Origin of the sequence: Methylococcus geothermalis, assembly GCF_012769535.1 — a bacterium.
Taxonomy (GTDB): Bacteria; Pseudomonadota; Gammaproteobacteria; order Methylococcales; family Methylococcaceae; genus Methylococcus; species Methylococcus geothermalis.
Genome location: NZ_CP046565.1, coordinates 1,572,564 through 1,596,836, shown reverse-complemented (window position 1 = coordinate 1,596,836; position 24,273 = coordinate 1,572,564). Strand labels below are relative to the sequence as shown.

The 24,273-nt window shown below is 65.0% G+C and carries 28 protein-coding genes; 17 read left to right on the top strand and 11 right to left on the bottom strand.

Annotated elements, in window-relative coordinates; all coding sequences use genetic code 11:
* Nucleotides 1–6 precede the first annotated feature (6 nt).
* The 6 genes from GNH96_RS07735 to trmB all read left to right on the top strand — a co-directional run bounded on the left by GNH96_RS07735 (nucleotide 7) and on the right by trmB (nucleotide 4,321).
* Nucleotides 7–894, top strand: coding sequence for a hypothetical protein (locus GNH96_RS07735; protein WP_169603151.1), 888 nt, complete (start codon nucleotides 7–9; stop codon nucleotides 892–894).
* Complete coding sequence (locus GNH96_RS07730) at nucleotides 891–1,868, top strand: vWA domain-containing protein (RefSeq protein WP_169603150.1); 978 nt, start codon at nucleotides 891–893, stop codon at nucleotides 1,866–1,868. Before GNH96_RS07735 ends, GNH96_RS07730 begins: the two co-directional genes overlap by 4 nt.
* Complete coding sequence (locus tag GNH96_RS07725) at nucleotides 1,862–2,416, top strand: tetratricopeptide repeat protein (RefSeq protein WP_169603149.1); 555 nt, start codon at nucleotides 1,862–1,864, stop codon at nucleotides 2,414–2,416. The genes GNH96_RS07730 and GNH96_RS07725 overlap by 7 nt, the downstream gene beginning before the upstream one ends.
* A complete protein-coding gene (locus GNH96_RS07720; protein WP_169603148.1) occupies nucleotides 2,413–3,339 on the top strand; it encodes a vWA domain-containing protein in 927 nt (308 codons plus the stop codon). The genes GNH96_RS07725 and GNH96_RS07720 overlap by 4 nt, the downstream gene beginning before the upstream one ends.
* A complete protein-coding gene (locus GNH96_RS07715) occupies nucleotides 3,326–3,541 on the top strand; it encodes a DUF2905 domain-containing protein (protein WP_169603147.1) in 216 nt (71 codons plus the stop codon). Before GNH96_RS07720 ends, GNH96_RS07715 begins: the two co-directional genes overlap by 14 nt.
* A gap of 87 nt (nucleotides 3,542–3,628) precedes the next feature.
* Nucleotides 3,629–4,321: a tRNA (guanosine(46)-N7)-methyltransferase TrmB gene (trmB, locus tag GNH96_RS07710; RefSeq protein WP_169603146.1), complete on the top strand. Its 693-nt coding sequence runs from the start codon at nucleotides 3,629–3,631 to the stop codon at nucleotides 4,319–4,321.
* On the opposite strand, the gene GNH96_RS07705 is transcribed toward trmB, so the two are convergent.
* The 4 genes from GNH96_RS07705 to GNH96_RS07690 all read right to left on the bottom strand — a co-directional run bounded on the left by GNH96_RS07705 (nucleotide 4,306) and on the right by GNH96_RS07690 (nucleotide 6,965).
* Nucleotides 4,306–4,674 (bottom strand): EAL domain-containing protein, encoded by a 369-nt coding sequence (locus tag GNH96_RS07705; protein WP_228720067.1) that lies wholly within the window; start codon nucleotides 4,672–4,674, stop codon nucleotides 4,306–4,308. The genes trmB and GNH96_RS07705 overlap by 16 nt on opposite strands.
* 128 nt (nucleotides 4,675–4,802) lie before the next feature.
* Entirely contained in the window at nucleotides 4,803–5,381 is a 579-nt protein-coding gene (locus GNH96_RS07700; RefSeq protein WP_169603144.1) for a YggT family protein, read from the bottom strand.
* Nucleotides 5,381–6,208: a pyrroline-5-carboxylate reductase gene (gene proC, locus GNH96_RS07695; protein ID WP_169603143.1), complete on the bottom strand. Its 828-nt coding sequence runs from the start codon at nucleotides 6,206–6,208 to the stop codon at nucleotides 5,381–5,383. The genes GNH96_RS07700 and proC overlap by 1 nt, the downstream gene beginning before the upstream one ends.
* 67 nt (nucleotides 6,209–6,275) lie before the next feature.
* On the bottom strand, nucleotides 6,276–6,965 hold the full coding sequence (locus GNH96_RS07690) for a YggS family pyridoxal phosphate-dependent enzyme (protein ID WP_169603142.1): 690 nt from the start codon (nucleotides 6,963–6,965) through the stop codon (nucleotides 6,276–6,278).
* A gap of 53 nt (nucleotides 6,966–7,018) precedes the next feature.
* Between GNH96_RS07690 and GNH96_RS07685 the strand changes: the two genes are divergently transcribed.
* Together GNH96_RS07685 and GNH96_RS07680 are read left to right on the top strand one after the other, a co-directional pair.
* Nucleotides 7,019–8,053 (top strand): type IV pilus twitching motility protein PilT, encoded by a 1,035-nt coding sequence (locus GNH96_RS07685; protein ID WP_169603141.1) that lies wholly within the window; start codon nucleotides 7,019–7,021, stop codon nucleotides 8,051–8,053.
* Nucleotides 8,054–8,067: 14 nt separating this feature from the next.
* Entirely contained in the window at nucleotides 8,068–9,198 is a 1,131-nt protein-coding gene (locus GNH96_RS07680; RefSeq protein ID WP_169603140.1) for a PilT/PilU family type 4a pilus ATPase, read from the top strand.
* 58 nt (nucleotides 9,199–9,256) lie between these two features.
* Here GNH96_RS07680 and GNH96_RS07675 read toward each other — a convergent pair whose 3' ends face one another.
* The 7 genes from GNH96_RS07675 to metH are packed head-to-tail and all read right to left on the bottom strand — an operon-like array spanning nucleotide 9,257 to nucleotide 17,911.
* Entirely contained in the window at nucleotides 9,257–11,047 is a 1,791-nt protein-coding gene (locus GNH96_RS07675; RefSeq protein WP_169603139.1) for a VWA domain-containing protein, read from the bottom strand.
* Between the two features lie 10 nt (nucleotides 11,048–11,057).
* A complete protein-coding gene (locus GNH96_RS07670; RefSeq protein ID WP_169603138.1) occupies nucleotides 11,058–11,480 on the bottom strand; it encodes a hypothetical protein in 423 nt (140 codons plus the stop codon).
* On the bottom strand, nucleotides 11,474–11,731 hold the full coding sequence (locus GNH96_RS07665) for an FAD assembly factor SdhE (RefSeq protein WP_169603137.1): 258 nt from the start codon (nucleotides 11,729–11,731) through the stop codon (nucleotides 11,474–11,476). The genes GNH96_RS07670 and GNH96_RS07665 overlap by 7 nt, the downstream gene beginning before the upstream one ends.
* Entirely contained in the window at nucleotides 11,728–12,510 is a 783-nt protein-coding gene (locus GNH96_RS07660; RefSeq protein WP_169603136.1) for a succinate dehydrogenase iron-sulfur subunit, read from the bottom strand. The genes GNH96_RS07665 and GNH96_RS07660 overlap by 4 nt, the downstream gene beginning before the upstream one ends.
* A gap of 32 nt (nucleotides 12,511–12,542) precedes the next feature.
* Nucleotides 12,543–13,952 carry a class II fumarate hydratase gene (locus tag GNH96_RS07655; protein ID WP_169603135.1) on the bottom strand — a complete coding sequence of 470 codons (1,410 nt, stop codon included), beginning with the start codon at nucleotides 13,950–13,952 and terminating at the stop codon, nucleotides 12,543–12,545.
* A gap of 19 nt (nucleotides 13,953–13,971) precedes the next feature.
* Nucleotides 13,972–14,190, bottom strand: coding sequence for a glutaredoxin family protein (locus GNH96_RS07650; protein ID WP_407658841.1), 219 nt, complete (start codon nucleotides 14,188–14,190; stop codon nucleotides 13,972–13,974).
* Between the two features lie 7 nt (nucleotides 14,191–14,197).
* Nucleotides 14,198–17,911 (bottom strand): methionine synthase, encoded by a 3,714-nt coding sequence (gene metH, locus GNH96_RS07645; protein WP_169603133.1) that lies wholly within the window; start codon nucleotides 17,909–17,911, stop codon nucleotides 14,198–14,200.
* A 199-nt stretch (nucleotides 17,912–18,110) separates the two neighbouring features.
* Between metH and GNH96_RS07640 the strand changes: the two genes are divergently transcribed.
* The 9 genes from GNH96_RS07640 (at nucleotide 18,111) to dapE (ending at nucleotide 24,096) form a co-directional block, all read left to right on the top strand.
* Entirely contained in the window at nucleotides 18,111–18,503 is a 393-nt protein-coding gene (locus GNH96_RS07640; RefSeq protein ID WP_169603132.1) for a hypothetical protein, read from the top strand.
* Between the two features lie 10 nt (nucleotides 18,504–18,513).
* The gene (locus tag GNH96_RS07635) at nucleotides 18,514–18,987 is read left to right on the top strand and encodes a hypothetical protein (protein ID WP_169603131.1); all 474 of its coding nucleotides are present in this window, start codon (nucleotides 18,514–18,516) and stop codon (nucleotides 18,985–18,987) included.
* Nucleotides 18,988–19,032: 45 nt separating this feature from the next.
* A complete protein-coding gene (locus tag GNH96_RS07630) occupies nucleotides 19,033–19,245 on the top strand; it encodes a DUF2970 domain-containing protein (RefSeq protein WP_169603130.1) in 213 nt (70 codons plus the stop codon).
* An 82-nt stretch (nucleotides 19,246–19,327) separates the two neighbouring features.
* Complete coding sequence (gene sdhC, locus GNH96_RS07625) at nucleotides 19,328–19,744, top strand: succinate dehydrogenase, cytochrome b556 subunit (RefSeq protein WP_169603129.1); 417 nt, start codon at nucleotides 19,328–19,330, stop codon at nucleotides 19,742–19,744.
* Nucleotides 19,745–19,749: 5 nt separating this feature from the next.
* Complete coding sequence (sdhD, locus tag GNH96_RS07620; protein WP_169603128.1) at nucleotides 19,750–20,130, top strand: succinate dehydrogenase, hydrophobic membrane anchor protein; 381 nt, start codon at nucleotides 19,750–19,752, stop codon at nucleotides 20,128–20,130.
* A gap of 5 nt (nucleotides 20,131–20,135) precedes the next feature.
* Nucleotides 20,136–21,923 (top strand): succinate dehydrogenase flavoprotein subunit, encoded by a 1,788-nt coding sequence (gene sdhA / locus GNH96_RS07615; RefSeq protein WP_169603127.1) that lies wholly within the window; start codon nucleotides 20,136–20,138, stop codon nucleotides 21,921–21,923.
* A 123-nt stretch (nucleotides 21,924–22,046) separates the two neighbouring features.
* Nucleotides 22,047–22,625 (top strand): DUF2726 domain-containing protein, encoded by a 579-nt coding sequence (locus GNH96_RS07610; protein ID WP_169603126.1) that lies wholly within the window; start codon nucleotides 22,047–22,049, stop codon nucleotides 22,623–22,625.
* A 2-nt stretch (nucleotides 22,626–22,627) separates the two neighbouring features.
* On the top strand, nucleotides 22,628–22,966 hold the full coding sequence (locus GNH96_RS07605; RefSeq protein ID WP_169603125.1) for an arsenate reductase: 339 nt from the start codon (nucleotides 22,628–22,630) through the stop codon (nucleotides 22,964–22,966).
* Nucleotides 22,963–24,096, top strand: coding sequence for a succinyl-diaminopimelate desuccinylase (gene dapE, locus GNH96_RS07600; RefSeq protein WP_169603124.1), 1,134 nt, complete (start codon nucleotides 22,963–22,965; stop codon nucleotides 24,094–24,096). Before GNH96_RS07605 ends, dapE begins: the two co-directional genes overlap by 4 nt.
* The last annotated feature ends 177 nt before the right edge of the window (nucleotides 24,097–24,273 follow it).

Below are 24,273 nucleotides of genomic sequence, written 5' to 3'. Positions count from 1 at the left end.
GGCACCATGCGCAAGTTTGCCCTACCGCTCGCCATCATTCTCTCCGTCGCCGTCGCGCTGCTGATGAACGCGAACGACGGGACCGCACCGGCCAGGTTCGAGAGCCAGGACGATCACGCCGCCACCCACACGATGGGCGATCTGATCCTGCGCGACATCGTGGTGTCCACCGGTCCCGGCGTCCACATCGATCCCGCCTCCCTCCCCGCTCCCGGCGCGATCAACGACTGGGCGGAAATCCGCAAGGTGGAAACCGATTCAACCGATGAACAGACCCGGGTTCGCATCACCTACCAGGTCTTCTACGGCGTGCGCGGCCCGGAAACCGCCGAACTCCCGCCGATGCGGCTGCGTTTCGAAGGCGGCGGCGGCTCGCCGGACGTCGAGGCACCGGCGCTGCCGGTCAGCGTCATGCCGCTGATTCCGCCCGGCATCCCCGACGAAAAGGTGGCTATCCGCGCCCTCCGCCCGGCCGAGCCGCGAACGTATTCACCGTACCCGCAATGGCTGGCGCTCGGTCTAGGCGCGTTCGGCGCTGGGCTCGTCTACCTGCTGTGGATGCGCGGGCTCTTGCCACCGTTCGCCGGCCCTTTGCCATTCCGCCGCGCCTGCCGTGACTTGCAGCGGCTGGCCGACCAGCCTTCCCGGGACCGGGCGGCCTGTCTTCTCCTGCACCGGGCGCTGAACGAAACCGCCGGGGAGGCGGTGTTCGGCAACCGCCTGGAGGCCTTCCTCGAACGCCATCCCGAATTCGCCGGCATCCGCGAGGAGCTGGTCGAATTCTTCGCCCTGTCCCGCGAGATGTTTTTCGCGGAAGCCGCCGATGGCGATGCGTATGCCCGTTGCCTGAAACTCGCACGGCGGGCCCGCCGACTGGAGCGCAAGTCCTCATGAACGTTGGATTCGCCTCCCCTTGGTGGCTGCTGCTCGGCATGGGCGCTCTCCTGCCCTGGCTGCGCCCCGGCCAGCCCGGGGTGGACTATTCCAGCGCGGTCATGATTCCGGAGGACCGGCTCTCCGCCGCCATCGACCGCGGACTGCGCGCCCTGGCTTCGCTGGCGCTGCTGGCGCTCGCCGCGGGCATCGCCGGCCCTTACGCGCTCGAGCAGTGGGAAGAGCGGCTCGGCACCGGCGCCCATATCGTCCTGCTCTTGGACCGCAGCAGCAGCATGAACGAAAATTTCTCGGGCCGTTACCTCGGCGGCACCGCCGGCGAATCCAAGAACGCCGTCGCCCGCCGGCTGCTGTCGGATTTCGTGCAGCGGCGCGGCGACGATCTGTTCGCCGTAGTCGGCTTCAGCGCCGCGCCGCGCTATGTGATGCCGCTGACCCAGGACCGCGAAGCGGTGCTGGCCGCCATCGACAGCATCGGCGACCGCGGCCACGGCATCACCCACATCGCACCCGGCCTCGCCATGGCGCTGGATTTCTTCAACGGCAAGCCGGTGACCGGCGCCCGCATCATCCTGCTGGTATCGGACGGCGCCACCCGCATCGAGGACGAGTCCCAGGATATGATCCGGCAATGGTTCCAGGATTATCAGGCGCGGCTGCATTGGATTTACCTCCGAAGCAAGAACAGCGCGCCTCTGGCGCGGGCACCGATGGGGACGAGCGAAAACGCCTCGTCCGAATACCTGCTGCACCGGTATTTCCAAAGCCTGGGGGTGCCTTACACGGCCTACGAGGCGGAAAATCCGCAGGCGGTGGAAGACGCCATCGCCGACGTCGAACGCTTGGCCAACCAGCCCTTGCGCTACCTCGAAAAAATCCCCAAACAGGATTTATCCGGCTTCTTTTACGGCTGCGCCGTGATTCTGCTCTTGCCCCTGCTCCTGGCCAAATCCCTGGAGGTGCGCACATGGTGACCGCAGCCAAGCTCCGCGAGGCCCTCGCCTCCGGACTCCTCGTGCTCGGCCTGGCGGTCGCCGCCGGGTCAGGTTATCGCCTGATCGTCCTGGCGCGGGAAAACGCAGCCATCCACGATCCACGGGACGTGCGCCTGGACGAGAACACGACACCGGAAGTGGTCTTCGCCAAGGCGCAGGCGCTGGACCGGACCGGCGACCACCAGGAGGCGCTGAGGCTCTATCACACGATCCAGAACGACCCGATCCCGGCGTTCCGGCAACGTGTCCACTACAACATGGGCACGATCTATCTGCGCGAGGCGGCCAGCCTGTGGCATGCCCGGGGCGTGCTGGAACACGCCCGCGTCAATGCCTTGGTGGAGATGGCCAAGGAGAATCTGAAGGAAGCGTTGCGGCTGAATCCCGCCGACCAGGACGCGCGCTTCAATCTGGAATACGCCTTCCGCATCACCCCGCCGCCCAAGGAAAAGGAGAAGGCCAACTGGCAGGGCACCAAGTCCTCCGTGTTCTCCACCCTGCCCGGCATCCCCGGAGGCGGACCGTGAAACCGCGGTTCGGCCGGTCCTTCGCCGGGCTGGCGGTGGCCGCTCTGCTCGCCCTGCTGGCCTGGGCGAATCCGCGCATCCCGCTGGAGCAGCCGGTGTTCCGCTACCTGTTCGTGCTCGACATCACCCAGAGCATGAACACCCGCGACTATCACCTCGACGGCCTGCCCGCCGATCGGCTCGGCTTCGCCAAGGCCGCGGTGCGCCGCGCCATCGCCGAGCTGCCTTGCGGCTCGGAAGCCGGCCTGGGGCTGTTCACCACCCAGACCGTGGAGCTGCTTTTCGAGCCGCTGGAGGTCTGCCGCCATGCCGGCGTGATCGAGGACGTGCTGGAGCACATCGACTGGCGCATGGCCTGGGCCGCCGACAGCTTCATCGCCCAGGGGCTCAACGCCGCGCTGCGCATCGTGAAGAAGCGCGACTCCGGCCTCCGGCTGGTATTCCTCAGCGACGGCCAGCAGACGCCGGACGATCCGGTCAGACCGGAGCTCCAGGTCAAGCCGGGCGAAGTCCAAGGGCTCATCGTCGGCACCGGCGACCTCAAACCGGTGCCGGTGCCCAGGCTGGACCGCGAAAACCGCCCGCTGGGATTCTGGGAAAAAGCCGACATTCTGGCGCCGGTGACGACCACCGCCTACCTTGACGCGTCGGCCGACGCCACCCACCGGCGCAAGAACGACGGCAGCCTGTATTTGTCCTGGCTGCACGAAGCGGAACTGAAGGAATTCGCCAACACGGCCGGGTTGGGCTATCTGCGGCTCGATGCACCGGAAACGCTGAGCCGAGCCCTGCATGACCCGGGACTCGGCGAGCTGCGCCGGGTACCCACCGGCATCGGCTGGATGCTGGCCCTCGGAGCCTGGGTGCTGGTACTCTGGCCGCATATCGGTCCAAACCTGAAGGCTCGTCATGTCTCTGGCTAAACTGCTGATCGTCATCGGGCTCGGCGTCGCTGCCCTGGGCGCGTTGCTGCATTTCGCGCCCGGCCTCTTCGGCTGGTTCGGACGGCTGCCGGGAGACATCAGGCTGGGCGATGAAAACCGCACCGTCTTCATTCCCGTCACTTCCATGATCGTGATCAGCATCATCATCAGCCTGATACTGAATCTGTTCTTCCGGCGCTGAGCAGGCAAACCCGTGGGGGGGCGGCTTTCAGTCCGCAGACAACCGCGGACCGAAGCCCACTCCGACCTTGTTACCGCCCTTATCACCATGACCGAACCCGAGAACCTCACCCCGCCCCGCCGCATCCGCAGCTTCGTGCTCCGGCAAGGCCGCATCACCGCCTCTCAGAAGAATGCCCTGGATCATCTCTGGCCTCGCTACGGCCTGGACCCGAACGCGCCGTTCGACCCGGTCGCGGCATTCGGCCGCAAGGCGCCGCTCACCCTGGAGATCGGCTTCGGCAACGGCGAAAGCCTGGCGGCGATGGCCGAGCGCCTGCCGGAAGAGGATTTCATCGGCGCGGAAGTCCATCCGCCCGGCGTCGGCCATCTCCTGATCGAGCTGGACCGGCGCGGGCTGGAGAACGTCCGGGTGTTCCGGACCGACGCCGTCGAACTGCTTGAGAAACGCATTCCGGAAGCCAGCCTGGCGCGCATTCTGGTGTTCTTTCCCGATCCCTGGCACAAGAAGCGTCACCACAAGCGCCGCCTGATCACCCCGGCATTCGCCCGGCTGGCCGCCTCCCGCCTGGCGCCGGGGGGCGTGTTCCATGCCGCCACCGATTGGGAAGACTATGCGATGCAGATGCTGGAGGTATTGAACGGCTGCGACCTGCTGGTCAACCGGGCGCCGGACGGGCGCTTCAGCGAACGTCCGTCCTACCGCTTGCTGACCAAGTTCGAAAACCGCGGCCAGCAGCTGGGACATGGGGTGTGGGATCTGGTTTACCGCCGATCCTGAATTTCGCCCGCGGTCCCGTCACCCGACAGCCATGGTACGACCTCGGCCGCCGGTATCGGACGGCTGAAGTAGTACCCCTGCACCTCGTCGCACCCGGCCTTCTTAAGAAATTCGAGCTGCTCCGCCGTTTCCACACCTTCGGCGAGAACCTTCAGACGCAGTTGCTTGGCCAACGCGATAATGGCGCGCGTAATCGTGGCGTTGTCCTCCGTACCGGTCACATCACGAATGAAGGACTGGTCGATTTTCAGCTTGTCGACCGGGAGCCGGTGCAGGCGCTCGAGCGAGCTGTAGCCGGTGCCGAAGTCGTCGATGGAAAACCGTACACCCCGCTCCCTCAGTCTCTGCAACATTTCAGCCATCCGCCCGCATCGCGCACCCTGCCCCGGCGCGAACCTGCTGACGCCCGAGTTTTACAACAGCCTCCTCACGAGAAGAGGCGCCCCTGTCTATCGAGGTAGTCTGACCGCCCCCTGCCGCGTCAGTTCAAAAGGGCCGCGAGTTGTTGCAGCGGCGGCAGAATCAGCATCCTGGCCAACTGGATACCGATCAAGGGCACGATGGGAGAGAGATCGAGCCCGCCGGCCGGCGGCAGCAGGCGGCGGCTATGGCGCAGAAGCGGCTCGGTCAACCCGTTCAGGAGGGATGCCGCCGGATTGTAGGACATCCGTCCGAACCAGCTCAGCAGTGCACGGGCGATGATGCAGAAGAAAAAGATGTTGAACACCAGATCGAGCAGATCGTGAACCGACCAGACCGCCAGCGCGGCGACCGAGACGCCGGCCACGCCCTGCAAAAGAAACACCAGATAGCTCGCCAGCATCTGCAGTGCCAGCATCAGGACCAGCGATGCGGTATCCACCCGGCCGATGGCGGGAATGAAACGCCGCAAGAGCCGGAGCGGCGGATGGGTCACCTTGACCAGAAATTGGCACACCGGATTGTAATAGTCCGCGCCCGTCCATTGCAGCAGGAAACGCAGGACCACGGCGAGGATGTATAAACCGAACAGTGTTTCCACCAGAAACACCGCGGGATTGACGAGATAGCCCAGATCCATCACTCCGCCCCCAGTTCCCGCGCCATCTGAATCGCTCTTCCGTGGGCCGCCGACACGGCTTCCGCCACGATGTCACGCAATCCCCTGGACTCGAATATGCCAACGGCGCACTCCGTCGTCCCGTTGGGAGAAGTGACGCGGTGCCGCAACTGGGCCGGGCCTTCTTCCGATTCCATGGCGATGCGCGCCGCCCCCAGCGCCGTCTGCTGCACCAGGAGCCGCGCGGTCTCCGGATCGAGCCCCAGGCCGGCTGCCGCGTTTTCCAGCGCTTCCATGAGCAGGAAGAAATAGGCCGGGCCGCTGCCCGAAATCGCCGTGACCGCATCCAGCGCCTCCTCCCGTTCCACCCAGACGGTCAGGCCTACCGCGCGCAGGATGCTCTCGGCCTCGCTGCGCTGTGCCGCGGTCGTCTTGTCGTTGGCATGCAGGGCTGTGGCGGAGGTTTTGACCAGGGCCGGGGTGTTCGGCATGCAGCGAACGACCGCATGACCGCCGCCGAGCCAGCGGTCGATGGCGGCCTCACCGACACCGGCCGCGATCGACAACACCAACGGCCGGGTCCCGCCGACGACATCCGCCATACCTTCGGCCACCCCGCGCAGAATCTGCGGTTTCACCGCCAGGACCAGGATTTCCGCCAGCCCCGCGATCCGCCGGTTGTCGCCGGTGACGTTGACGCCGAATTTCAGCGAAAGCGCGTCCAGCTTGGCTTCGTCCACATCCGATACCCAGATGTTGCGGGCCGGATAACCGTCGGCCACCAGCCCTCCCACCAGGCTCGAGGCCATGTTGCCGGCCCCGATGAACCCAAGTGCTTTGTGCTTCATTTCCCCTGCCCTCTCCACTGAAAAACATGCACTGTCATAGTTTACTGCATCACCTCGGAAGCCACCGTCAGGTCCGGGCGCTCGGGCGCCGGCCGAAAATCGCGGTGCCGATGCGCACGAGGGTCGCCCCTTCCGCCACGGCCGCCTCCAGATCATTGGACATGCCCATGGAAAGCGTATCGAGTTCCGGCATGCTCAGTCCAGCCAGCAGTTCACGCATCCGGCGGAAAACGGCGCGCTGTTCCCGAACGTCGCCGGTCGGCGCGGGAATCGCCATGAGGCCCCTGAGACGCAGCCTTGGCAAGGCGGCGACCGCATGCGCCAGATCGGCCAGACCTCCCGGCGCCACTCCCGACTTGGTCGCCTCCCCGCCCAGGTTGACCTGGATGCAGACGTTCAACGGCGCCATCTCCTCCGGGCGCTGGTCGCTGAGGCGCTGCGCGATTTTCAAGCGGTCGATGCCGTGGACCCAGTCGAAGCGCTCGGCGATCGGACGGGTTTTGTTCGACTGGATGGGGCCGATGAAATGCCAGACGATGTCCAGATCGGCGAGGCTGTCCTGCTTCTCCGCGGCTTCCTGCAAGTAATTCTCGCCGAATTCGCGCTGCCCGAAACCATAGGCTTCGCGCAACACGCCGGCAGGCTGGGTTTTGGACACCGCAAGCAGCCGCACCGAGCCTTCCGGACGGCCACTCGCCAGCTCCGCTGCCCGGATCCTCCGCCGCACCGCTTGTAAATTTGCCTCAAGCTCCAGCATCCCATACACCGTTGGATATACTTTCCCTTCCGAATTCTACCCGACTGCGCCCCATGGATATCGCCGAACTGCTCGCCTTCTCGGTCAAGAACAAATCCTCCGACCTGCATCTATCATCCGGACTGCCCCCGATGATCCGGGTCGACGGGGATATCCGGCGCATCAACGTGCCGCCGCTGGAACACAAGGAAGTCCACGCACTGATCTACGACATCATGAACGACAAGCAGCGGCGCGATTTCGAGGAATTCCTGGAAACGGATTTCTCGTTCGAACTGCCCGGCGTCGCGCGTTTCCGCGTCAACGCGTTCAACCAGGACCGGGGCGCGGCGGCGGTTTTCCGAACCATCCCCTCGAAGGTCCTCACTCTGGAGGAACTGGGCTGTCCGAAATTCTTTCAGGATGTCACCCGCCAGCCGCGCGGGCTGATCGTGGTCACCGGCCCCACCGGTTCGGGCAAGTCGACCACCCTGGCGGCCATGATCGACTACATCAACTCCAACGACTACTCCCATATCCTGACCATCGAAGATCCGATCGAATTCGTGCACCAGAGCAAGAAATGCCTGATCAACCAGCGCGAGGTGCACCGCAACACCCTGGGGTTCAACGAAGCCCTGCGCTCGGCGCTGCGCGAAGACCCGGACGTGATCCTGGTGGGCGAAATGCGCGATCTGGAAACCATCCGTCTGGCGCTCACCGCGGCCGAGACCGGACACTTGGTGTTCGGCACCCTGCATACCAGCTCCGCCGCCAAGACCATCGACCGCATCGTCGACGTATTCCCCGCCGCGGAAAAGGAGATGATCCGCTCCATGCTGTCGGAATCGCTCCAGGCGGTGATCTCGCAGGCGCTCGTCAAGAAAGCCGGCGGCGGCCGAACCGCGGCTTGGGAGATCATGGTCGGCACCCCGGCCATCCGCAACCTGATCCGGGAGGCCAAGGTCGCCCAGATGTATTCCGCGATCCAGACCGGCCGCAAGGACGGCATGCAGACCCTGGACCAGCACCTGCAGGAACTGGTGGAAAAAGGGGTCATCAACCGCCAGGTCGCCCGCGAAATCGCCGTCAACAAGGCCGCATTCTAGCCCGGAGCCCGCCCATGGAATTCGAATCGCTGCTCAAGCTGATGGTACTGAAGAAAGCGTCGGACTTGTTCATTACGGCGGCCAAGGAGCCCTGCATGAAGGTCGACGGCGCCATCGTGCCGCTGTCCAGCGCCAAGCTGAGCGCCGAACAGGCGCGCCAACTCGTCCTCGGCATCATGAACCAGCGCCAGCGCGACGAGTTCGAGAACACCAACGAATGCAACTTCGCCCTGTCCGTGACCGGGCTTGGGAGGTTCCGGGTCAGCGCCTTCATCCAGCGCAACAGTCCCGGCATGGTGTTGCGCCGGATCGAAACCGAGATTCCCACCGTGGAACAGCTCAACCTGCCGCCCATCCTCAACGATCTGGTCATGACCAAGCGCGGCCTGATCCTGTTCGTGGGCGCGACCGGCACCGGCAAGTCCACTTCGCTGGCGGCGATGATCAAGTACCGCAACGAGCACTCCAGCGGCCACATCATCACCATCGAGGACCCCCTGGAGTTCGTCCACCCGCACGCAGGCTGCATCGTCACCCAGCGCGAGGTCGGCATCGACACCGAATCCTACGAAGTCGCGCTGAAGAACACCCTGCGGCAGGCGCCGGACGTGATCCTCATCGGCGAGATCCGCACCCGCGAAACCATGCAGCAGGCCATCACCTTCGCCGAAACCGGCCACCTCTGCCTGAGCACCCTGCACGCCAACAATGCCAACCAGGCGCTGGACCGCATCCTCCATTTCTTCCCGGAAGACATGCATCCGCAGCTGTTCATGGACCTGTCGCTGAACCTGCGCGCCATCATCGCCCAGCAGCTCGTCAAGCGCGCCGACGGCAAGGGACGCTATCCGGCGGTGGAAATCCTCATCAATACCCCTTTGGTCTCGGACCTGATCCGCCAGGGCGAGGTCCACAAGCTCAAGGACGTGATGAAACAATCGCGCGAACACGGCATGCGGACCTTCGACCAGGCGCTGTTCGAACTGTTCAAGGCGGGCAAGATCGGCTACGAGGATGCCCTCTACTGCGCCGATTCCAAGAACGAAGTGCGCCTGATGATCAAGCTGAGCGAACAGGGCAGTATCGACAAATACGCGCCCAAGGACGACGCCATCCGGATCGTCGAGAACGACGAGTGGAAATGAACTTTGGCCCGCGATGCGGGGGACGGTGGCGGGCTCAAGCCCGCTCCGACACATCCAGCTATTTGCAGTGCGCCGGCTTCTCGGCGTCCTTTGCCGCCTGCCTGACCATCTGATCCAGGCTCATTCCCGATTTCGGCGTCAGCACATCTCCGCCCGTGGCTTGGGCGATGCAGCTCACGGCGCCGTCGCCGACGATGTCGACCACGTTGATCTTGAGTTTGGGCTTGGCCGCCTTGACCGCCGCGGCGATGGAGCAAGGGTTGGCGTTGCAGCTGTCCTTGCCGTCCGACACGACGACCATGACCGCCGGCGCCCTCACGCCGTCCACCTTGTTCGCGGCCTGCACGATCCCGTTGCCCAACGGCGTGCCCTTGCGCGGGATCAGACCATTGACCCGCTGCAGGAGCTGGCCCCGGCGGGCACTGTCGTACATGCCGTAGTCCGAAGCCTGCGGGCAGTCTTCCAGCACCACCAGGCCGACGTCGACGTCGCCGGGCAGTCCGCTCACCACGTTGTTGACCGCCCGCTGGGCGGCCATCAGCCGGGTGGGGCCGCGGCCGGCTTGGGTGATCGACTCGTAGGCGCCGATGAGGTCCGCGCAGACCACCGGGGCGAGCAGTCCGCTGTCCATCATGCAGCGCTCGAAGCGGGCGATGAGCTGGGCACTGTTGCCGTCGAGAACCGAGGGAATGCGCATGCTGCCGGAGGCATCGAGCACGATCGCGACGTCCGGCGCATCCTCGGGGGGGCGTTCGCCGGGACAGGGCGGCAGGCCCTCGGCTGGCTTGACCGGTTGGGGCGAGGCTCCAGGAACAGGGGAAACGGCGGGCGGCGAGGTCGTTTCGGCGGTCTCGATGGGCGGTTTCTTGCCGCAGCGGCTCAGTTGGGCGGCGAGTTTGGCTTTCAAGGCCGTCAGCTTGGTGCGCAGCCTGGCCGACTCGGCCCGTTCGGCGCTCAGTTTGCCATTGCCGCACTTTTCACGCTTGGCCGCCAGTTCGCTCCGCAAACCGCTGAGCCGGACGCTCAGGGCGTCGTGCTCCTTCGACGCGGCTTCCAGCGCCGCCTCGTCCCGGCATGTTTCCAGTTTTCGGGCCAATTCCGCCGTCAGTGCGTCCAGTCTCCCCGCCAACAGCGCCCCTTCCTGCGCCACGGCGTCGCGTTGAGCCTGAAGCGCGCATTGGCCCAGGGACCGTGCCAGCTCGGACTGGCGTTCGAGCAGAGTGCGCCACAAGTCATCGCCGGCCTGCCGCTCGGCGGCGAGCAAGGCCGCGTAGTCCGGCCCCCAAGGCGGCCAGCGCCACAGATCGAGATGGAACGCGGCCCACCCCAGCCCGGCCGATAGCAGCAAGCCCGCCCAAGCCAGCCAAGGCCAGCGGGCATGCTTCCTGGACGCCGGGGCGGCCTGGAACCTGGCAGATCCGGGTCGGGTGGTCTCCCCGTAGCCCCAGAACGTCAGCACGGGCTGGCCATCCACCACATAGACCGCCGATTCGTCGGGAAAGCCGGCCGCCCGGCGCATCGCCTCGGCCAGGCCCGGATCGCCCGGCGCCAGCCGCTCCGACAACGCCAGCATGGCCTGGATTCGGTCTTCCAGCAGGTTGCGCGCGCGCCGCAACCCGTCCGCCGCCAGAGAGCGCAACGGAACCGGCTGACCTGCCAGCGTGGTGTACCAGTCGATCCACTCGCCGTCCCCGCTCGGCGCCGGCTCGGCTAGGAGGGTCGCCGCAGCGGGGGAAAGATGACGCCGCATCGCCTCGCACAGCCGAGCGTGCAAGCCGGCGTCGGGCAACCCCGTCTGCGGCGGCGGATAGGCGGTGGCGGGGGAACGGCAGATGCGGAGACGGCTCATCGGCATAGCGTCAGTGGAGGAACCCGGCGTTCCCGCCCGTTGGATGCGTCCCGGCGCAGCTCAGATGGACCCGGAGACGGCGGTAGGTTTCGGCGTCGACACTGTCCCTGAACACCGGGATCGCGACCCTGCCGTACCCCGTCGAAAAATGCAGCACGACGCAGAGCGAGGAGGCAAAACTCGAGCCCATGAGATCAGCCGGGCACGGTTCGCCGCCGGGAGGCATCACACACCAGGCCTCCGCGCCGTCGAGACGCGCGCTGAAGCGTCGGCGATGCCCGAGGTGGACGGCATAAGCCGCCAGAACCATGCTCAGACCCAGCTTGGCCGGCATCGGAACCCCCGCGCTCCAGATGCCGGCGCAAGCCAGCAGGCCCAGGGTGCCGACGGCCGTGGAATGAATCCGCGAGTGGCCGGGGGCCAGGATCAACACGCCGCCTCCTTGGCAGGGTCGAGAGCGCGGATTTTAGCCGTCAGTGCGACCAGCGCCGGATCTTCGGGACAAGTGCGGCCGGTGAGGCAACGCCAGAGTTCCGCATCCTGCATGTCCAACAAGCGTTCGAACACTTGCCGCTCGGCGGCCTCCGCATGCCGGTAGTCGCCGTCCAGATAGAACACGAGCAGGCGCTCCAGTTCCGCCATTCCCCGGCGGCAGCGCCACCGCAGCCGGCCGGGTTCGTTCATTTCTGGCGCTCGACCAGCAGCTTCTTGATCTCGGCGATCGCCCGCGCCGGATTGAGGCCCTTCGGGCAGGCCTGGGTGCAGTTCATGATGGTGTGGCAGCGGAACAGCTTGAAGGGGTCTTCCAGCGCATCCAGGCGCTCGCCGGTGGTTTCGTCGCGGCTGTCGGCGATCCAGCGGTAGGCCTGCAGCAGCGCGGCCGGCCCCAGGAAGCGGTCGCCATTCCACCAGTAGCTGGGACAGGAGGTCGAGCAGCACGCGCACAGGATGCATTCGTGCAGGCCGTCCAGCTCGGCCCGCTCCGCCTTGCTCTGCAGGCGCTCGCGGTCCGCGGGCGGGGGGGTCTGGGCCTCGATCCAGGGTTTGATCGACGCATACTGGGCGTAGAAATGGGTCAGATCGGGCACCAAGTCCTTGATCACCGGCTGGTGCGGCAGCGGGTAGATCTTCACCCCCTCGCCGCAATCGCTCAGGGGCTTGGTGCATGCCAGCGTGTTGCGGCCGTCGATGTTCATGGCGCAGGAACCGCACACGCCCTCGCGGCAGGAGCGCCGGAACGCCAGGGTACTGTCGATCTCGTTCTTGATCTTGATGAGGGCATCCAGCACCATCGGCCCGCAGCGGTCCAGGTCGATGGGGTAGGTGTCGAGCCGCGGGTTTTCACCCGCGTCCGGATCCCACCGGTACACCTGGACGACCTTGATCCGCCGCGCGCCTTCCGGCGCCGGATAAATCTTGCCCGGCTGGACCACCGAATTCGTGGGCAGATTGAACAGTCCCATGGCGCAGCTCGTTTCGGATGTTGAGGAAAAGGCTAACCCGCCCCGCCGCCCGGCGCCCCGTGGATGCCGCCGGTGGTGAGCCCCGCAGGATCGAGCAGGCGCTCCAGCTCTTCGCGGGCCATGCCGGTCATTTCCATCGCCACCTCCAGCACCGGGCGGCCGGTCTGGTAGGCCGTCTTGGCGATTTCCGCCGCCTTCATGTAGCCGATGACCGGGTTGAGCGCGGTCACCAGGATCGGATTCACCGCCAGGGCCCGGTGCAGATTGTCCTCGCGCACCCGGAAATCGGCAATGGCCTTGTCGGCCAGCAGCCGGGCGACGTTGGCCAGCAGCTCGATGCTTTGCAACAGGTTGTGGGCGATCACCGGCAGCATCACATTGAGCTGGAACGCGCCCGACTGCCCGGCCACCGTGATGGTGGCGTCGTTGCCGATCACCTGCGCCGCCGCCATGCAGGCGGCCTCCGGAATCACCGGATTGACCTTGCCGGGCATGATGGAACTGCCGGGCTGGAGCGCGGGCAATTCGATCTCGCCGAGCCCGGCCAAGGGGCCGGAATTCATCCAGCGCAGATCGTTGGCGATCTTCATGATGCCCACGGCGATGGTCTTGAGCTGACCCGACAGTTCGACCGCCGCGTCCTGGCAGCTCAGGCTTTCGAAGAAGGAATCGTTCGGCCGGAACGGCAGTCCGGTGGCATCGGCCAGAGCTTCGGCGAAGCTGGAAGCGAAGGCCGGATCGGCATTGATGCCGGTGCCCACCGCGGTACCGCCCTGCCCCAGCTTGTACAGACGCGGCAGGCTCGCCCGCAGCCGGTCGACGCCGTTGGCCATCTGCAGCGCCCAGCCCGAAAGCTCCTGCTCCAGCCGCACCGGCATGGCGTCCATCAGATGAGTGCGTCCGGTCTTGACGACCGCCGGGTGCGCCGCGCCCTTGTAGCGTATCGTCGCCGCCAGGTGCTCGAGCGCCGGGATCAGCTGCTCATTGACCGCCAGGGCGGCGCTCACGTGGATCGCCGTGGGAATGACGTCGTTGCTGCTCTGGCCCATGTTGACGTCGTCGTTGGGGCTCACCGGCGTTCCCAAGCGCCGGGAAGCCAGGGTCGCCAGCACCTCGTTGACGTTCATGTTGGTGCTGGTGCCCGAGCCGGTCTGGAACACGTCGACCGGAAACTGATCGGCATGGGCGCCGCCGATGATGGCCTCGGCCGCAGCGATGATGGCCTCGCCCTTGGCGGCCTCCAGATGCCCCAGGGCCATGTTGACCCGGGCCGCGCACTGCTTGATCCGGGCGATGGCGCGGATGAACGCTGGCGGCAAGCGCAGCCCGCTCACCGGAAAGTTGTCGATGGCGCGCTGGGTCTGGGCCGCGTACAGCGCGCCTGCCGGGACCTTCAGCTCGCCCATGCTGTCTTTTTCGATGCGATAGTCGTTGTGGCTCATGGCCTGCTTCCCCTTCGATTCATTCGTGCTCAAGAAACCGCCGCGCCGCCTCGGCGTCGAACGGCCAGCCCAGTTCGCGCCCCGCGCCGTCCCGCAGCACCGGGATACGGACGCCATACCGCTGCAACAGATCGTCATCGCCGGCGATGTCCACCACCTTCGCCGCCACGCCCAGACTCGCCAGCACCGACTCGGCTTCCTCGCACAGATGGCAACCGTCCGTGCCATATAAAAGCAAGCCGGACTCAGTCGGCATCGTAGCCGAGACTGGACGCCAGCCAGCGCTCGACCTCGCGTACCGCCATCCCCTTGCGCCGGGCGTAGTCCTCGACCTGGTCGCGGCCGAGCTTGCCGACATTGAAATATTTCGCCGTAGGATGCGAGAAATACCAGCCGCTGACGGACGATGCCGGATACATGGCGAAGCTTTCGGTCAAGGCGATGCCGGTGTTGGCTTCGGCGTCCAGCAGGCGGAACAGCGTGGCCTTTTCGGTGTGGTCGGGGCAGGCCGGATAGCCCGGCGCCGGCCGGATGCCGCGATATTCCTCGGCAATCAGCGCATCGTTGCCCAAAGATTCGTCCGGCGCATAGCCCCAGAATTCCCGCCGCACCCGCCGGTGCATCAGCTCCGCGAAAGCCTCGGCCAGCCGATCGGCAAGGGCCTTCAACATGATGCCGCTGTAGTCGTCGTGGGCCCGGGCGAAGCGTTCAAGATGCCCCTCGATGCCATGGCCGGCGGTCACGGCGAAGCCGCCCAGATAATCCGCCACCCCGCTGCCGACCGGCGCGATGAAATCCGCGAGGCAATAGTCTGGCTGGCCGCCCGGCTTTTCCTGTTGCTGGCGCAGATGGTGCAACACCGCCAGCCATTCCCTGCGGTTTTCGTCGGTCCACAGCACGATGTCGTCCCCTTCCGAATTGGCCGGGAAAAAACCGATCACGCCGCGGGCCGTGAGCCAGCGCTGTTCGATCAAGAGCGCCAGCATGGCGCGGGCGTCCTGCAGCAGCGTGCGGGCATGATCGCCCACCACTTCGTCGTCCAATATCTTCGGATAACTGCCGGCCAGCTCCCAGGTATGGAAGAACGGCGACCAGTCGATGTAGTCGGCGATCTCTTCCAGCGGATAGGCATCGAACACCTCCAGCCCCAACAGGCGCGGCACGGGCGGCGCGTAATGGGCCCAGTCGGTATGGAAAGCCTTGGCCCGCGCCTGCTCCAGGCTCAATAGGGTCCCTTGGGCGCGGCGCCCGGCGTGATGACGCCGCACCTCCTCGTATTCCTTGCGCACCGTGGCGGTGAATTCGTCCTTGAGATCGCCGCTCAGCAGGCTGCTCGCCACACCGACGCTGCGCGAGGCGTCTGAGACGTAGACCGTCGGCCCCCGGTAATTGGGCTCGATCTTGACCGCCGTGTGCGCCCGCGAAGTCGTCGCGCCGCCGATCATGAGCGGAATCTCGAATCCCAGCCGCTCCATTTCCTTGGCGACGTGCACCATCTCGTCCAGCGAAGGCGTGATCAGGCCGGACAGGCCGATGATGTCGACGTTCTCCTCGCGGGCGGTCTGCAATATCCTGTCGCATGGCACCATCACACCCAGGTCGACCACCTCAAAGCCGTTGCATTGCAGCACCACGCCGACGATGTTCTTGCCGATGTCGTGGACGTCGCCCTTCACCGTCGCCATCAGGATCTTGCCGTTGGAACTCGCAACGCCACCGTTCCGCTCCGCGTCCATGTACGGCATCAGGTAGGCCACGGCCTTCTTCATCACCCGCGCCGATTTGACCACCTGGGGCAGGAACATCTTGCCGGCGCCGAACAGGTCGCCGACCACGTTCATCCCGGCCATCAGCGGCCCCTCGATGACGTGCAGCGGTCGCTCGAACCGCTGCCGGGCCTCTTCGGTATCGGCTTCGATGAATTCGTCGATGCCCTTGACCAGGGCGTGCTCCAGGCGCTTGTCCACCGGCAGGGCACGCCAGGCCAGGTCGGCCTTGCGCTCGCCCACGGCGCCCTCCTCGCCCCGGTAACGGTCGGCGATGGCGAGCAGGCGTTCGGTGGCATCCTCGCGGCGGGCGAGGATGACGTCCTCCACCGCCTCCCGCAATTCCGCCGGCACCTCTTCGTAGATCGCGAGCTGACCGGCATTGACGATGCCCATGTCCATCCCGGCGCGGATGGCGTGATACAGGAACACCGCATGGATCGCCTCGCGCACCGGGTTGTTGCCGCGGAACGAGAACGACACGTTGGACACGCCGCCGGAAATCAGCGCATGCGGCAGGCGGGCCTTGATCTCGGCGACGGCTTCGATGAAATCCAGGCCGTAACGGTTGTGCTCATCGATGCCGGTCGCCACCGCGAAAATATTCGGATCGAAGATGATGTCTTCGGCCGGGAAGCCGACCTGTTCGGTCAGCAGTTTGTAGGCCCGCTCGCAAATCTCGATCTTGCGCTCACGGGTATCGGCCTGGCCCTGCTCGTCGAAGGCCATGACGATCACCGCCGCGCCGTAGCGCCGTACCAGCCGCGCATGGTGGAGAAAGACCGCCTCCCCCTCCTTGAGCGAGATCGAGTTGACGATGCCCTTGCCCTGGATGCACTTGAGCCCGGCCTCCAGGATGTCCCACTTGGACGAATCGATCATCACCGGTACCCGCGCGATGTCGGGCTCGGAGGCGATGAGATTGAGGAATTGCACCATCGCGGCACGCGAATCCAGCATGCCTTCGTCCATGTTGACGTCGATGATCTGGGCGCCGCTCTCGACCTGCTGGCGGGCGATGTCCAGCGCCTCGTCGTATTTCTCGTCGCGGATCAGGCGCCGGAACGCCGCCGAACCGGTGACGTTGGTGCGCTCGCCGACGTTGACGAACAGCGAGTCCGCGGTGATGTTGCAGGGTTCCAGTCCGGCCAACCGGCAGGCCGGGGGAATCGCGGGGATCCGCCGCGGCGGGAAATGTTCGACCGCATCATGGATCGCCTTGATGTGTGGCGGCGTGGTGCCGCAGCAGCCGCCGATGATGTTGAGGAAGCCCTGCTCGGCCCAGTCGGCGATCTCGCGCGCCATGGCCTCGGGCGATTCGTCGTACTCGCCGAATTCGTTCGGCAGGCCCGCGTTGGGATGGGCCGAGACATGGGTATCGGCGATGCGCGACAGTTCCTCGACGTGCTGCCGCAGTTGCTTGGCGCCGAGTGCGCAGTTCAGGCCGATCGAAAGCGGCCGGGCATGGCGCAGCGAATTCCAGAAGGCTTCCACGGTCTGTCCCGAAAGCGTACGCCCCGAAGCGTCGGTGATGGTGCCGGAAATCATCACCGGCAGGCTGAAGCCTTGCCGCTCGAAGAACTGATCCACCGCGAAAACCGCCGCCTTGGCGTTGAGGGTGTCGAAGATCGTCTCGATCAGTACGATGTCGGCGCCACCGTCGACCAGGCCACGCACGGCCTCGGTATAGGACGCCACCAGCTCGTCGAAGCTGATGTTGCGGAAGCCGGGATCGTTCACCGAGGGCGAAATCGACGCGGTTCGGCTGGTCGGCCCCAGCACGCCGGCGACGAAGCGCGGCCGATCCGGGGTCTGCTCGCTCATGCGGTCCGCTGCTCCGCGGGCCAGGCGGGCGGAAGTCACGTTGATCTCGTACACCAGCTCTTCCATGCCATAATCCGCCATGCTGATGCGGGTGGCGTTGAAGGTATTGGTTTCCAGGATGTCGGCGCCGGCTTCGAGATAGGCCCAGTGGATGGCCTCGATCACGTCCGGACGGGTCAGCGACAAGAGGTCGTTGTTGCCCTTGACATCCTGCGGCCAGTCGGCGAAGCGCTCGCCCCGGTAATCGGCCTCCTCCAGCTTGTAGCGCTGAATCATGGTGCCCATGGCGCCATCGAGAAACAGGATGCGCTCCTTGAGCAGGCTTCTTAGGAGCGAGGAGCGCTCCGCAGCGGTAACGGCAATGGTCATGGTCCAGAGCTGGGGCGAAAAGCGCTCCATTGTATTCGCTTGGGCCGCCTGGATAAACTTGGCGGGTTCCTTGCCAGATGCGAGTCAACCGGGAGACAATTGAAAACAACTCGGGTTACGACGAGCGCTTCCCTCCGATTCCCGTCCGGACGGAAGGAGAAGCATCATCCCGCAACGGGCACTTATGAGGAGGATCGGAATGAAGCGTTTTTCCACCCTGACGGGCATTGCGCTGCTCGCGGGACTATCGGCCGGCACGGCGGTCGCGGACGTTTATCTGAAGGATGCGAGCGAAATCGTGGGAACCTGGCAGCTCGAAACGGTGTCTTCCTCGTTGAAAGGCCCTCGCATCGAGGAAAACCGCACTTGGGAGTTCCGCGCCGATGGCATCATCGTGACCTCCGGCTACAACCGGCACCTGAAGATGAACGATGTGCACGAATGGAAATATCAGATCGTGGACGGCAAGATCTCCGCCGACGATCCCGGCCGTCCCGGCAAGACGATCGATTACGCGGTTCAGGAAAAGACCGCCGACAGCATGATTTTGAAAGGGGGAATAGAAGGTTTCTATTTCTTCAAGAAACGCTAGGAGAAAAATAATGAAAATCAGCGACTTTTTGGAATTCAGCCAGGCAGACAAGAAACTCTGGATCGCCATCGCCGTCGTCTGCGGCATCGCCATCCTCCTGCTGTCGGTGTTTGCGACGACCTCCCCGTTCTACTGGATCGAGCGCTTCGGGATCGCCATCCTGGAAATGTTCGTTCCGGGCTATCTCATCACCAAGCTTTTCTTCGACAAGATGGCGTTTTCCGAGCGCCCGATCTCCCTCAAGTTCATCGTCATCGAACCGGAGATCATCGACAAGGCCATGGTATCCGTGACACTCTCCGTCGCTACCGTACAGACCCTGTATTTCTTGGCCACGTACCTGCGCACCTACGGACTGAACGTGGATGAAGACGTCATCAGCAGCGACAAGCTCGCTGTCGCCATTGTCCTCTTGGTGATCGCCGGCGCCTTCGGGATCAAGTACTATTTGCTCCGGAAGAAATCGTCCACTCCGGCATCCTGAACAGGCAGCTCGAACAGGGACGTTCCGCCGTAGATTCGACACCCTATGTCCGACACTCACGACAAACCCAATCTGCTGCAAGTGATCGCCAGCACGCTGGCCGGCGCTTTCGGCGTACAGAGCGAAAAAAACCGTCTGCGCGACTTCCAGCACGGCTCCGCCAAGGTGTACATCGTAACCGGCATCATCGGGACGGTCCTTTTCGTCCTGACGGTGTACGGGGTGGTGAAGCTCGTTCTGAGCATCGCTGGAAAATGACGCCGGAGCCATGAACCACCGGCGGGATCACGAGCGAGCCCCATGCGGCGCAGGCGCCTGATTCGGGAGAAGCCACGCCGTCATGGAGAGAATGAACACCGAGCCGCCGCGACCGCCCGTCCGCGAACGTCCGCTTTCCCCGCACCTCCAGGCCTACCGCCTGCCGATCACCGCGTTGCTCTCCCTCACCCACCGGGTCACCGGCGTCCTGCTCAGCCTGGGGCTGGTCGGGCTGGTGCTGGTGCTCATGTCGGCGGTACAGGGCCCGTCGGCCTATGCCCCAATGCACGCTTTTCTGTCCGGCATCGCGGGCAGGATCCTGCTGTGGACCTGGATCGCCGCTCTGCTTTTCCATCTGTCCCACGGCATCCGCCATCTCGCCTGGGACACGGGACACGGTTTCTCGCGGGAGTCCCTGACCTACTACGCATGGTGCGAGCTTGCGGCCACGCTGGTGCTGGTGCTGGCGGTCGCCGTCGCCACCATCGCCCGGAGCTGAAACCGATGAAGCACTACCGCACCCCGCTCGCACGGGCCCGCGGCCTCGGCTCCGCCCGCGAAGGCTTGCATGACTGGTGGCGGCAGCGCGTGACGGCTGTCGCGCTGGTCCCGCTGGGGCTCTGGTTCGCCTTCAGCGTGGCGCTGCTGCCTTCCGCCAGCCATGCCGAGTTGGTGGCGTGGATCAACGTGCCCTGGAATACCCTGCTGCTCCTGTCTTTCATACTGATCGTCTTCTACCACACCCTGCTGGGGCTGCAGGTCATCATCGAGGACTATGTCCACCGCGACTGGCTCAAGCTGATCGCCATTCTCGGCATCAAGCTGCTGGTTTCGTTCCTGGCGCTGGCGGCGGTGTATGCCATCCTGCGCATCGTGTTCGCATAGCTAAGATGAGCAAGGCCTACGAAATCACCCGCCATACCTATGACGCCGTCGTCGTCGGCGCCGGCGGCGCAGGACTGCGCGCCACCCTCGGGCTAGCCGAGAGAGGTCTCAAGACCGCCTGCGTCACCAAGGTGTTTCCCACCCGCAGCCATACCGTCGCAGCCCAGGGCGGCATCAGCGCTGCGCTGGGCAACATGGGCGAGGACGACTGGCGCTGGCACATGTACGACACGGTCAAGGGGTCCGATTGGCTGGGAGACCAGGACGCGATCGAATACATGTGCCGCGAGGCCATGCCGGCGGTCGTCGAGCTGGAACACTACGGCGTCCCGTTCTCGCGCACGGAGAACGGCAAGATCTACCAGCGCCCCTTCGGCGGCATGACCACACGCTACGGCAAAGGTGTGGCCCAGCGCACCTGCGCCGCCGCCGACCATACCGGCCATGCCATCCTGCAGACCCTGTACCAGCAGTCGCTGAAGCACGATGCCGAGTTTTTCGTCGAATATTTCGCGCTCGATCTCATCATGGACGAGGGCGAATGCCGCGGCGTCCTCGCCTGGCGGCTGGACGACGGCACCCTGCACCTGTTCCGGGCGCACATGACACTGCTTGCGACCGGCGGCTATGGACGGGCCTATTTTTCCTCCACCTCGGCCCACACCTGCACCGGTGACGGCAATGCGATGGCGCTGCGGGCCGGACTTCCCTTGCAGGACATGGAGTTCGTCCAGTTCCATCCCACCGGCATCTACGGCGCCGGCTGCCTCATCACCGAGGGCGTGCGCGGCGAAGGCGGCTTTCTCACCAATTCCGAAGGCGAGCGCTTCATGGAGCGCTATGCCCCGCATGCGAAGGATCTCGCCTCGCGCGACGTGGTCAGCCGCGCCATGACGATCGAGATCCGCGAAGGCCGCGGCCTCGGCCCGGAAAAGGACCACCTGCATCTGCATCTGGAACATCTCGACCCGGCGGTCATCCACGAGCGCCTGCCCGGCGTCGCGGAAACCGCCCGGATCTTCGGCGGCATCGACGTGACCCGTGAACCGATCCCGGTACTGCCGACCGTGCATTACAACATGGGGGGCATCCCCACCAACTACCGTGCGGAAGTCGTGACGCTGAAGGGCGACGACCCCGAATCCGTGGTGCCCGGCCTGATGGCAATCGGCGAAGGCGCCTGTGTCTCCGTGCACGGCGCCAACCGGCTGGGATCGAACTCCCTGCTCGATCTGGTGGTGTTCGGGCGCGCCGCGGCACTGCGCTGCGAGGAGCTGATCCAGCCGCGCCAGATCCACAAGCCTTTGCCCGAAGGCGCCTGCGACGCCATCGTGGCCCGCTTCGACTGCCTGCGGCACGCCAGCGGCAACCGCAGTACCGCGGAAATCCGGCTGGACATGCAGCGCACGATGCAGAGCCACGCCAGCGTGTTCCGGACCGGCGAGGTGTTGCGGGACGGCGTAAGGGAACTGAAGCGAATCATGGAATCCTTCCATGACGTGCGCATCCAGGACCGCTCCCTGATCTGGAACACCGATCTGCTGGAAACCCTGGAGCTGGAAAATCTTCTGCAGCAGGCCATGGTGACCGTCGCCGGCGCGCTCAACCGGGAGGAAAGCCGGGGCAGCCACGCCCGCGAGGACTTCCCCGAGCGGGACGACGTCAACTGGCTCAAACACTCACTGCTCTGGCTCGACGAACGATACGAAACGGCCATACGCTACCGGCCGGTTCATCTCCATACCTTGACCGGCGACGTGGAAGCCATCCCGCCTCAGAAGCGGGTGTATTGAGCCGCCGTTCGCTCCGAAGAAAGACATTGCTTCCCGAACGCCGACGGCTTCGCAAGAAATCGCACGCCCGCTCTGGTATCTTTATCCGTTTCTCAACTCTCCTGGCGTCAAGTCGGCATCCCAATGAATTGGCTTTGGTACATCTATGGCGCAGCGGGCCTCATGGTCGCCTGGTGGCTGATACGCGCCATTCCTCGGCGCAAGCTCAAGCGCGCCCGCACGGTTCCGTGCCAAATCAAGCGGATGCTGTTCTCCCCGGAAGAGCAGGCTCTGTTCGCCGTGCTGAAAGGCGCGGTTGGCGATGAGTTCGAAATTTTCGCGAAAATCCGGGCGAGCGACATCCTGTCTCCCCATCGGGGCGCAGGCCGAAGGGAAGCCGGCGAGCTTTACCAGTCGATGGCCGGCCGCCGTTTCACTTTCGTGCTCTGCCACAAGGCCGACCTTTCCGTCGCCGGGATCGTGGAGCTGGCCGAACACGGGGCGGGACGAAAAGCCCAGGACACGGACGACCCGGTCGCGCTGCTGTGCCATGCCGCCGGCCTGCCGTTGATCCGCATCCCGGCCAGCCCCTACTACGACGCCGGCGAAATCGCGCGGCAAGTGATGGACGAAATCCGCCGGGAGCCGGCGATCGTCCACGGCGACGGCGAGGGCGGCCGTATCGAGCCGCGGATATCGAACCTCGAAGACCTCAAGTTCTGAACATGGACATCGTCGTCTACGGCATCGCCCGTTGCGATGCCTGCTGCAAGGCGCGCCGCACCTTGGAACGCCAAGGACTCGCCTTCCGCTTCCACGACTTCCGCGCCGATGGGCTGGACCGCCCCCTGCTCGAACGCATGGAAATCGCCTTGGGCTGGGACAACCTGCTCAACCGCCGCAGCACCACCTGGCGCGAACTCCCGGAACCGGACCGCGCGCCGCTCAACAGGGTACGCGCCCTGGAACTCATGCTGGAATACCCGACCCTGATCAAGCGCCCGGTCATCGAAAGCGCCGGCGCGTTTTTTCCCGGCCTTGCCGCCTATCTGCCCGTACCATGAGCGAAACCCTGGACCTTACCATCGAACTGATCCGGCGCGAATCCGTCACCCCCGAAGACGCCGGCTGCATGGATCTGGTGATCGAGCGCCTGACGCCGCTTGGATTCCGGGCCGAATGGCTGAACTTCGGCGATACCAAGAACATCTGGCTCAGGCGCGGCGAGGCAGTGCCGCTTTTCGTGTTCCTAGGCCATACCGATGTGGTGCCGCCGGGTCCATTGGAAGACTGGTCATCGCCGCCATTCGAACCCGAAATCCGCGACGGCAGGCTGTATGGCCGTGGCGCGGCCGACATGAAGAGCAGTGTGGCGGCCATGACCACCGCTTTGCAGCGCTTCGTCGTCCGCCATCCGGACCACAAGGGGTCCATCGCCGTTCTGCTGACCAGCGACGAGGAAGGCTCCGCCCACGACGGCGTGGTCAAGGTGGTGGATGTCCTGACATCGAGGGGCACGGCGATCGACTGGTGCCTGGTCGGGGAACCTTCGAGTTTCGACCTGTTGGGCGATGTCATCCGGGTGGGACGGCGCGGTTCCTTGTGCGGCGTGCTGCGGGTACTGGGGGTGCAGGGCCATGTGGCTTATCCGCACAAGGCGGACAATCCCATCCACCGCTTCGCTCCCGCGCTCCACGAACTCACCACCGAGGTCTGGGACGAGGGCAACGAATTCTTCCCGCCGACCAGTTTCCAGGTCTCCAACATCCGCGCCGGCACCGGCGCGGACAACGTCATCCCCGGCAGACTGGAGATGTCGTTCAACTTCCGCTTTTCGACCGAGCTCACGGTGGACGACATCCAGCGCCGGGTGGAAGCCATCCTCGATCGCCACGGCCTGCGCTACGAGCTGAGCTGGCGGCTGTCCGGCGCACCGTTCCTCACCCGCGAGTCGGAACTGGTGGAGGCGACCCGCGACGCCATCGCCCGAATCACCGGGCGCAGTACCCGGCCCGACACCGGCGGCGGCACCTCGGACGGCCGCTTCATCGCCCCGACCGGCGCCCAGGTGGTCGAACTGGGGCCGCTCAACGGCAGCATCCATAAGATCGACGAACACGTCGATATCGCGGACATCGACGCGTTGTCCGCGATCTACGAACTCATCCTCGACAATCTGCTGGCCAAGTCTTGATCCCGTCGAAAAACAGACCACGGCTCAAATGCTTGGTTCAGTTAACAATGAATTGCTATTGAGCCGCATTGTCAATGAATCAAGAAATATATAACCTTGAGCCGTGTTCCACTTCCAAGGCTCGAGGTATTTCTCATGACTGGTCTCGAACTTGTTCTGTTGACGGCGGTCTTCGGC

What these genes read in the sequence shown, in the direction of transcription:
- GNH96_RS07735 (WP_169603151.1), top strand. Translation starts at nt 7, where the DNA reads ATGCGCAAGTTTGCCCTACCGCTCGCCATCATTCTCTCCGTCGCCGTC.
- GNH96_RS07730 (WP_169603150.1), top strand. Translation starts at nt 891, where the DNA reads ATGAACGTTGGATTCGCCTCCCCTTGGTGGCTGCTGCTCGGCATGGGC.
- GNH96_RS07725 (WP_169603149.1), top strand. Translation starts at nt 1,862, where the DNA reads ATGGTGACCGCAGCCAAGCTCCGCGAGGCCCTCGCCTCCGGACTCCTC.
- GNH96_RS07715 (WP_169603147.1), top strand. Translation starts at nt 3,326, where the DNA reads ATGTCTCTGGCTAAACTGCTGATCGTCATCGGGCTCGGCGTCGCTGCC.
- trmB (WP_169603146.1), top strand. Translation starts at nt 3,629, where the DNA reads ATGACCGAACCCGAGAACCTCACCCCGCCCCGCCGCATCCGCAGCTTC.
- GNH96_RS07705 (WP_228720067.1), bottom strand. Translation starts at nt 4,674, where the DNA reads ATGTTGCAGAGACTGAGGGAGCGGGGTGTACGGTTTTCCATCGACGAC.
- GNH96_RS07700 (WP_169603144.1), bottom strand. Translation starts at nt 5,381, where the DNA reads ATGGATCTGGGCTATCTCGTCAATCCCGCGGTGTTTCTGGTGGAAACA.
- proC (WP_169603143.1), bottom strand. Translation starts at nt 6,208, where the DNA reads ATGAAGCACAAAGCACTTGGGTTCATCGGGGCCGGCAACATGGCCTCG.
- GNH96_RS07690 (WP_169603142.1), bottom strand. Translation starts at nt 6,965, where the DNA reads ATGCTGGAGCTTGAGGCAAATTTACAAGCGGTGCGGCGGAGGATCCGG.
- GNH96_RS07685 (WP_169603141.1), top strand. Translation starts at nt 7,019, where the DNA reads ATGGATATCGCCGAACTGCTCGCCTTCTCGGTCAAGAACAAATCCTCC.
- GNH96_RS07680 (WP_169603140.1), top strand. Translation starts at nt 8,068, where the DNA reads ATGGAATTCGAATCGCTGCTCAAGCTGATGGTACTGAAGAAAGCGTCG.
- GNH96_RS07675 (WP_169603139.1), bottom strand. Translation starts at nt 11,047, where the DNA reads ATGAGCCGTCTCCGCATCTGCCGTTCCCCCGCCACCGCCTATCCGCCG.
- GNH96_RS07665 (WP_169603137.1), bottom strand. Translation starts at nt 11,731, where the DNA reads ATGAACGAACCCGGCCGGCTGCGGTGGCGCTGCCGCCGGGGAATGGCG.
- GNH96_RS07660 (WP_169603136.1), bottom strand. Translation starts at nt 12,510, where the DNA reads ATGGGACTGTTCAATCTGCCCACGAATTCGGTGGTCCAGCCGGGCAAG.
- GNH96_RS07655 (WP_169603135.1), bottom strand. Translation starts at nt 13,952, where the DNA reads ATGAGCCACAACGACTATCGCATCGAAAAAGACAGCATGGGCGAGCTG.
- metH (WP_169603133.1), bottom strand. Translation starts at nt 17,911, where the DNA reads ATGACCATTGCCGTTACCGCTGCGGAGCGCTCCTCGCTCCTAAGAAGC.
- GNH96_RS07640 (WP_169603132.1), top strand. Translation starts at nt 18,111, where the DNA reads ATGAAGCGTTTTTCCACCCTGACGGGCATTGCGCTGCTCGCGGGACTA.
- GNH96_RS07635 (WP_169603131.1), top strand. Translation starts at nt 18,514, where the DNA reads ATGAAAATCAGCGACTTTTTGGAATTCAGCCAGGCAGACAAGAAACTC.
- GNH96_RS07630 (WP_169603130.1), top strand. Translation starts at nt 19,033, where the DNA reads ATGTCCGACACTCACGACAAACCCAATCTGCTGCAAGTGATCGCCAGC.
- sdhC (WP_169603129.1), top strand. Translation starts at nt 19,328, where the DNA reads ATGGAGAGAATGAACACCGAGCCGCCGCGACCGCCCGTCCGCGAACGT.
- sdhD (WP_169603128.1), top strand. Translation starts at nt 19,750, where the DNA reads ATGAAGCACTACCGCACCCCGCTCGCACGGGCCCGCGGCCTCGGCTCC.
- sdhA (WP_169603127.1), top strand. Translation starts at nt 20,136, where the DNA reads ATGAGCAAGGCCTACGAAATCACCCGCCATACCTATGACGCCGTCGTC.
- GNH96_RS07610 (WP_169603126.1), top strand. Translation starts at nt 22,047, where the DNA reads ATGAATTGGCTTTGGTACATCTATGGCGCAGCGGGCCTCATGGTCGCC.
- GNH96_RS07605 (WP_169603125.1), top strand. Translation starts at nt 22,628, where the DNA reads ATGGACATCGTCGTCTACGGCATCGCCCGTTGCGATGCCTGCTGCAAG.
- dapE (WP_169603124.1), top strand. Translation starts at nt 22,963, where the DNA reads ATGAGCGAAACCCTGGACCTTACCATCGAACTGATCCGGCGCGAATCC.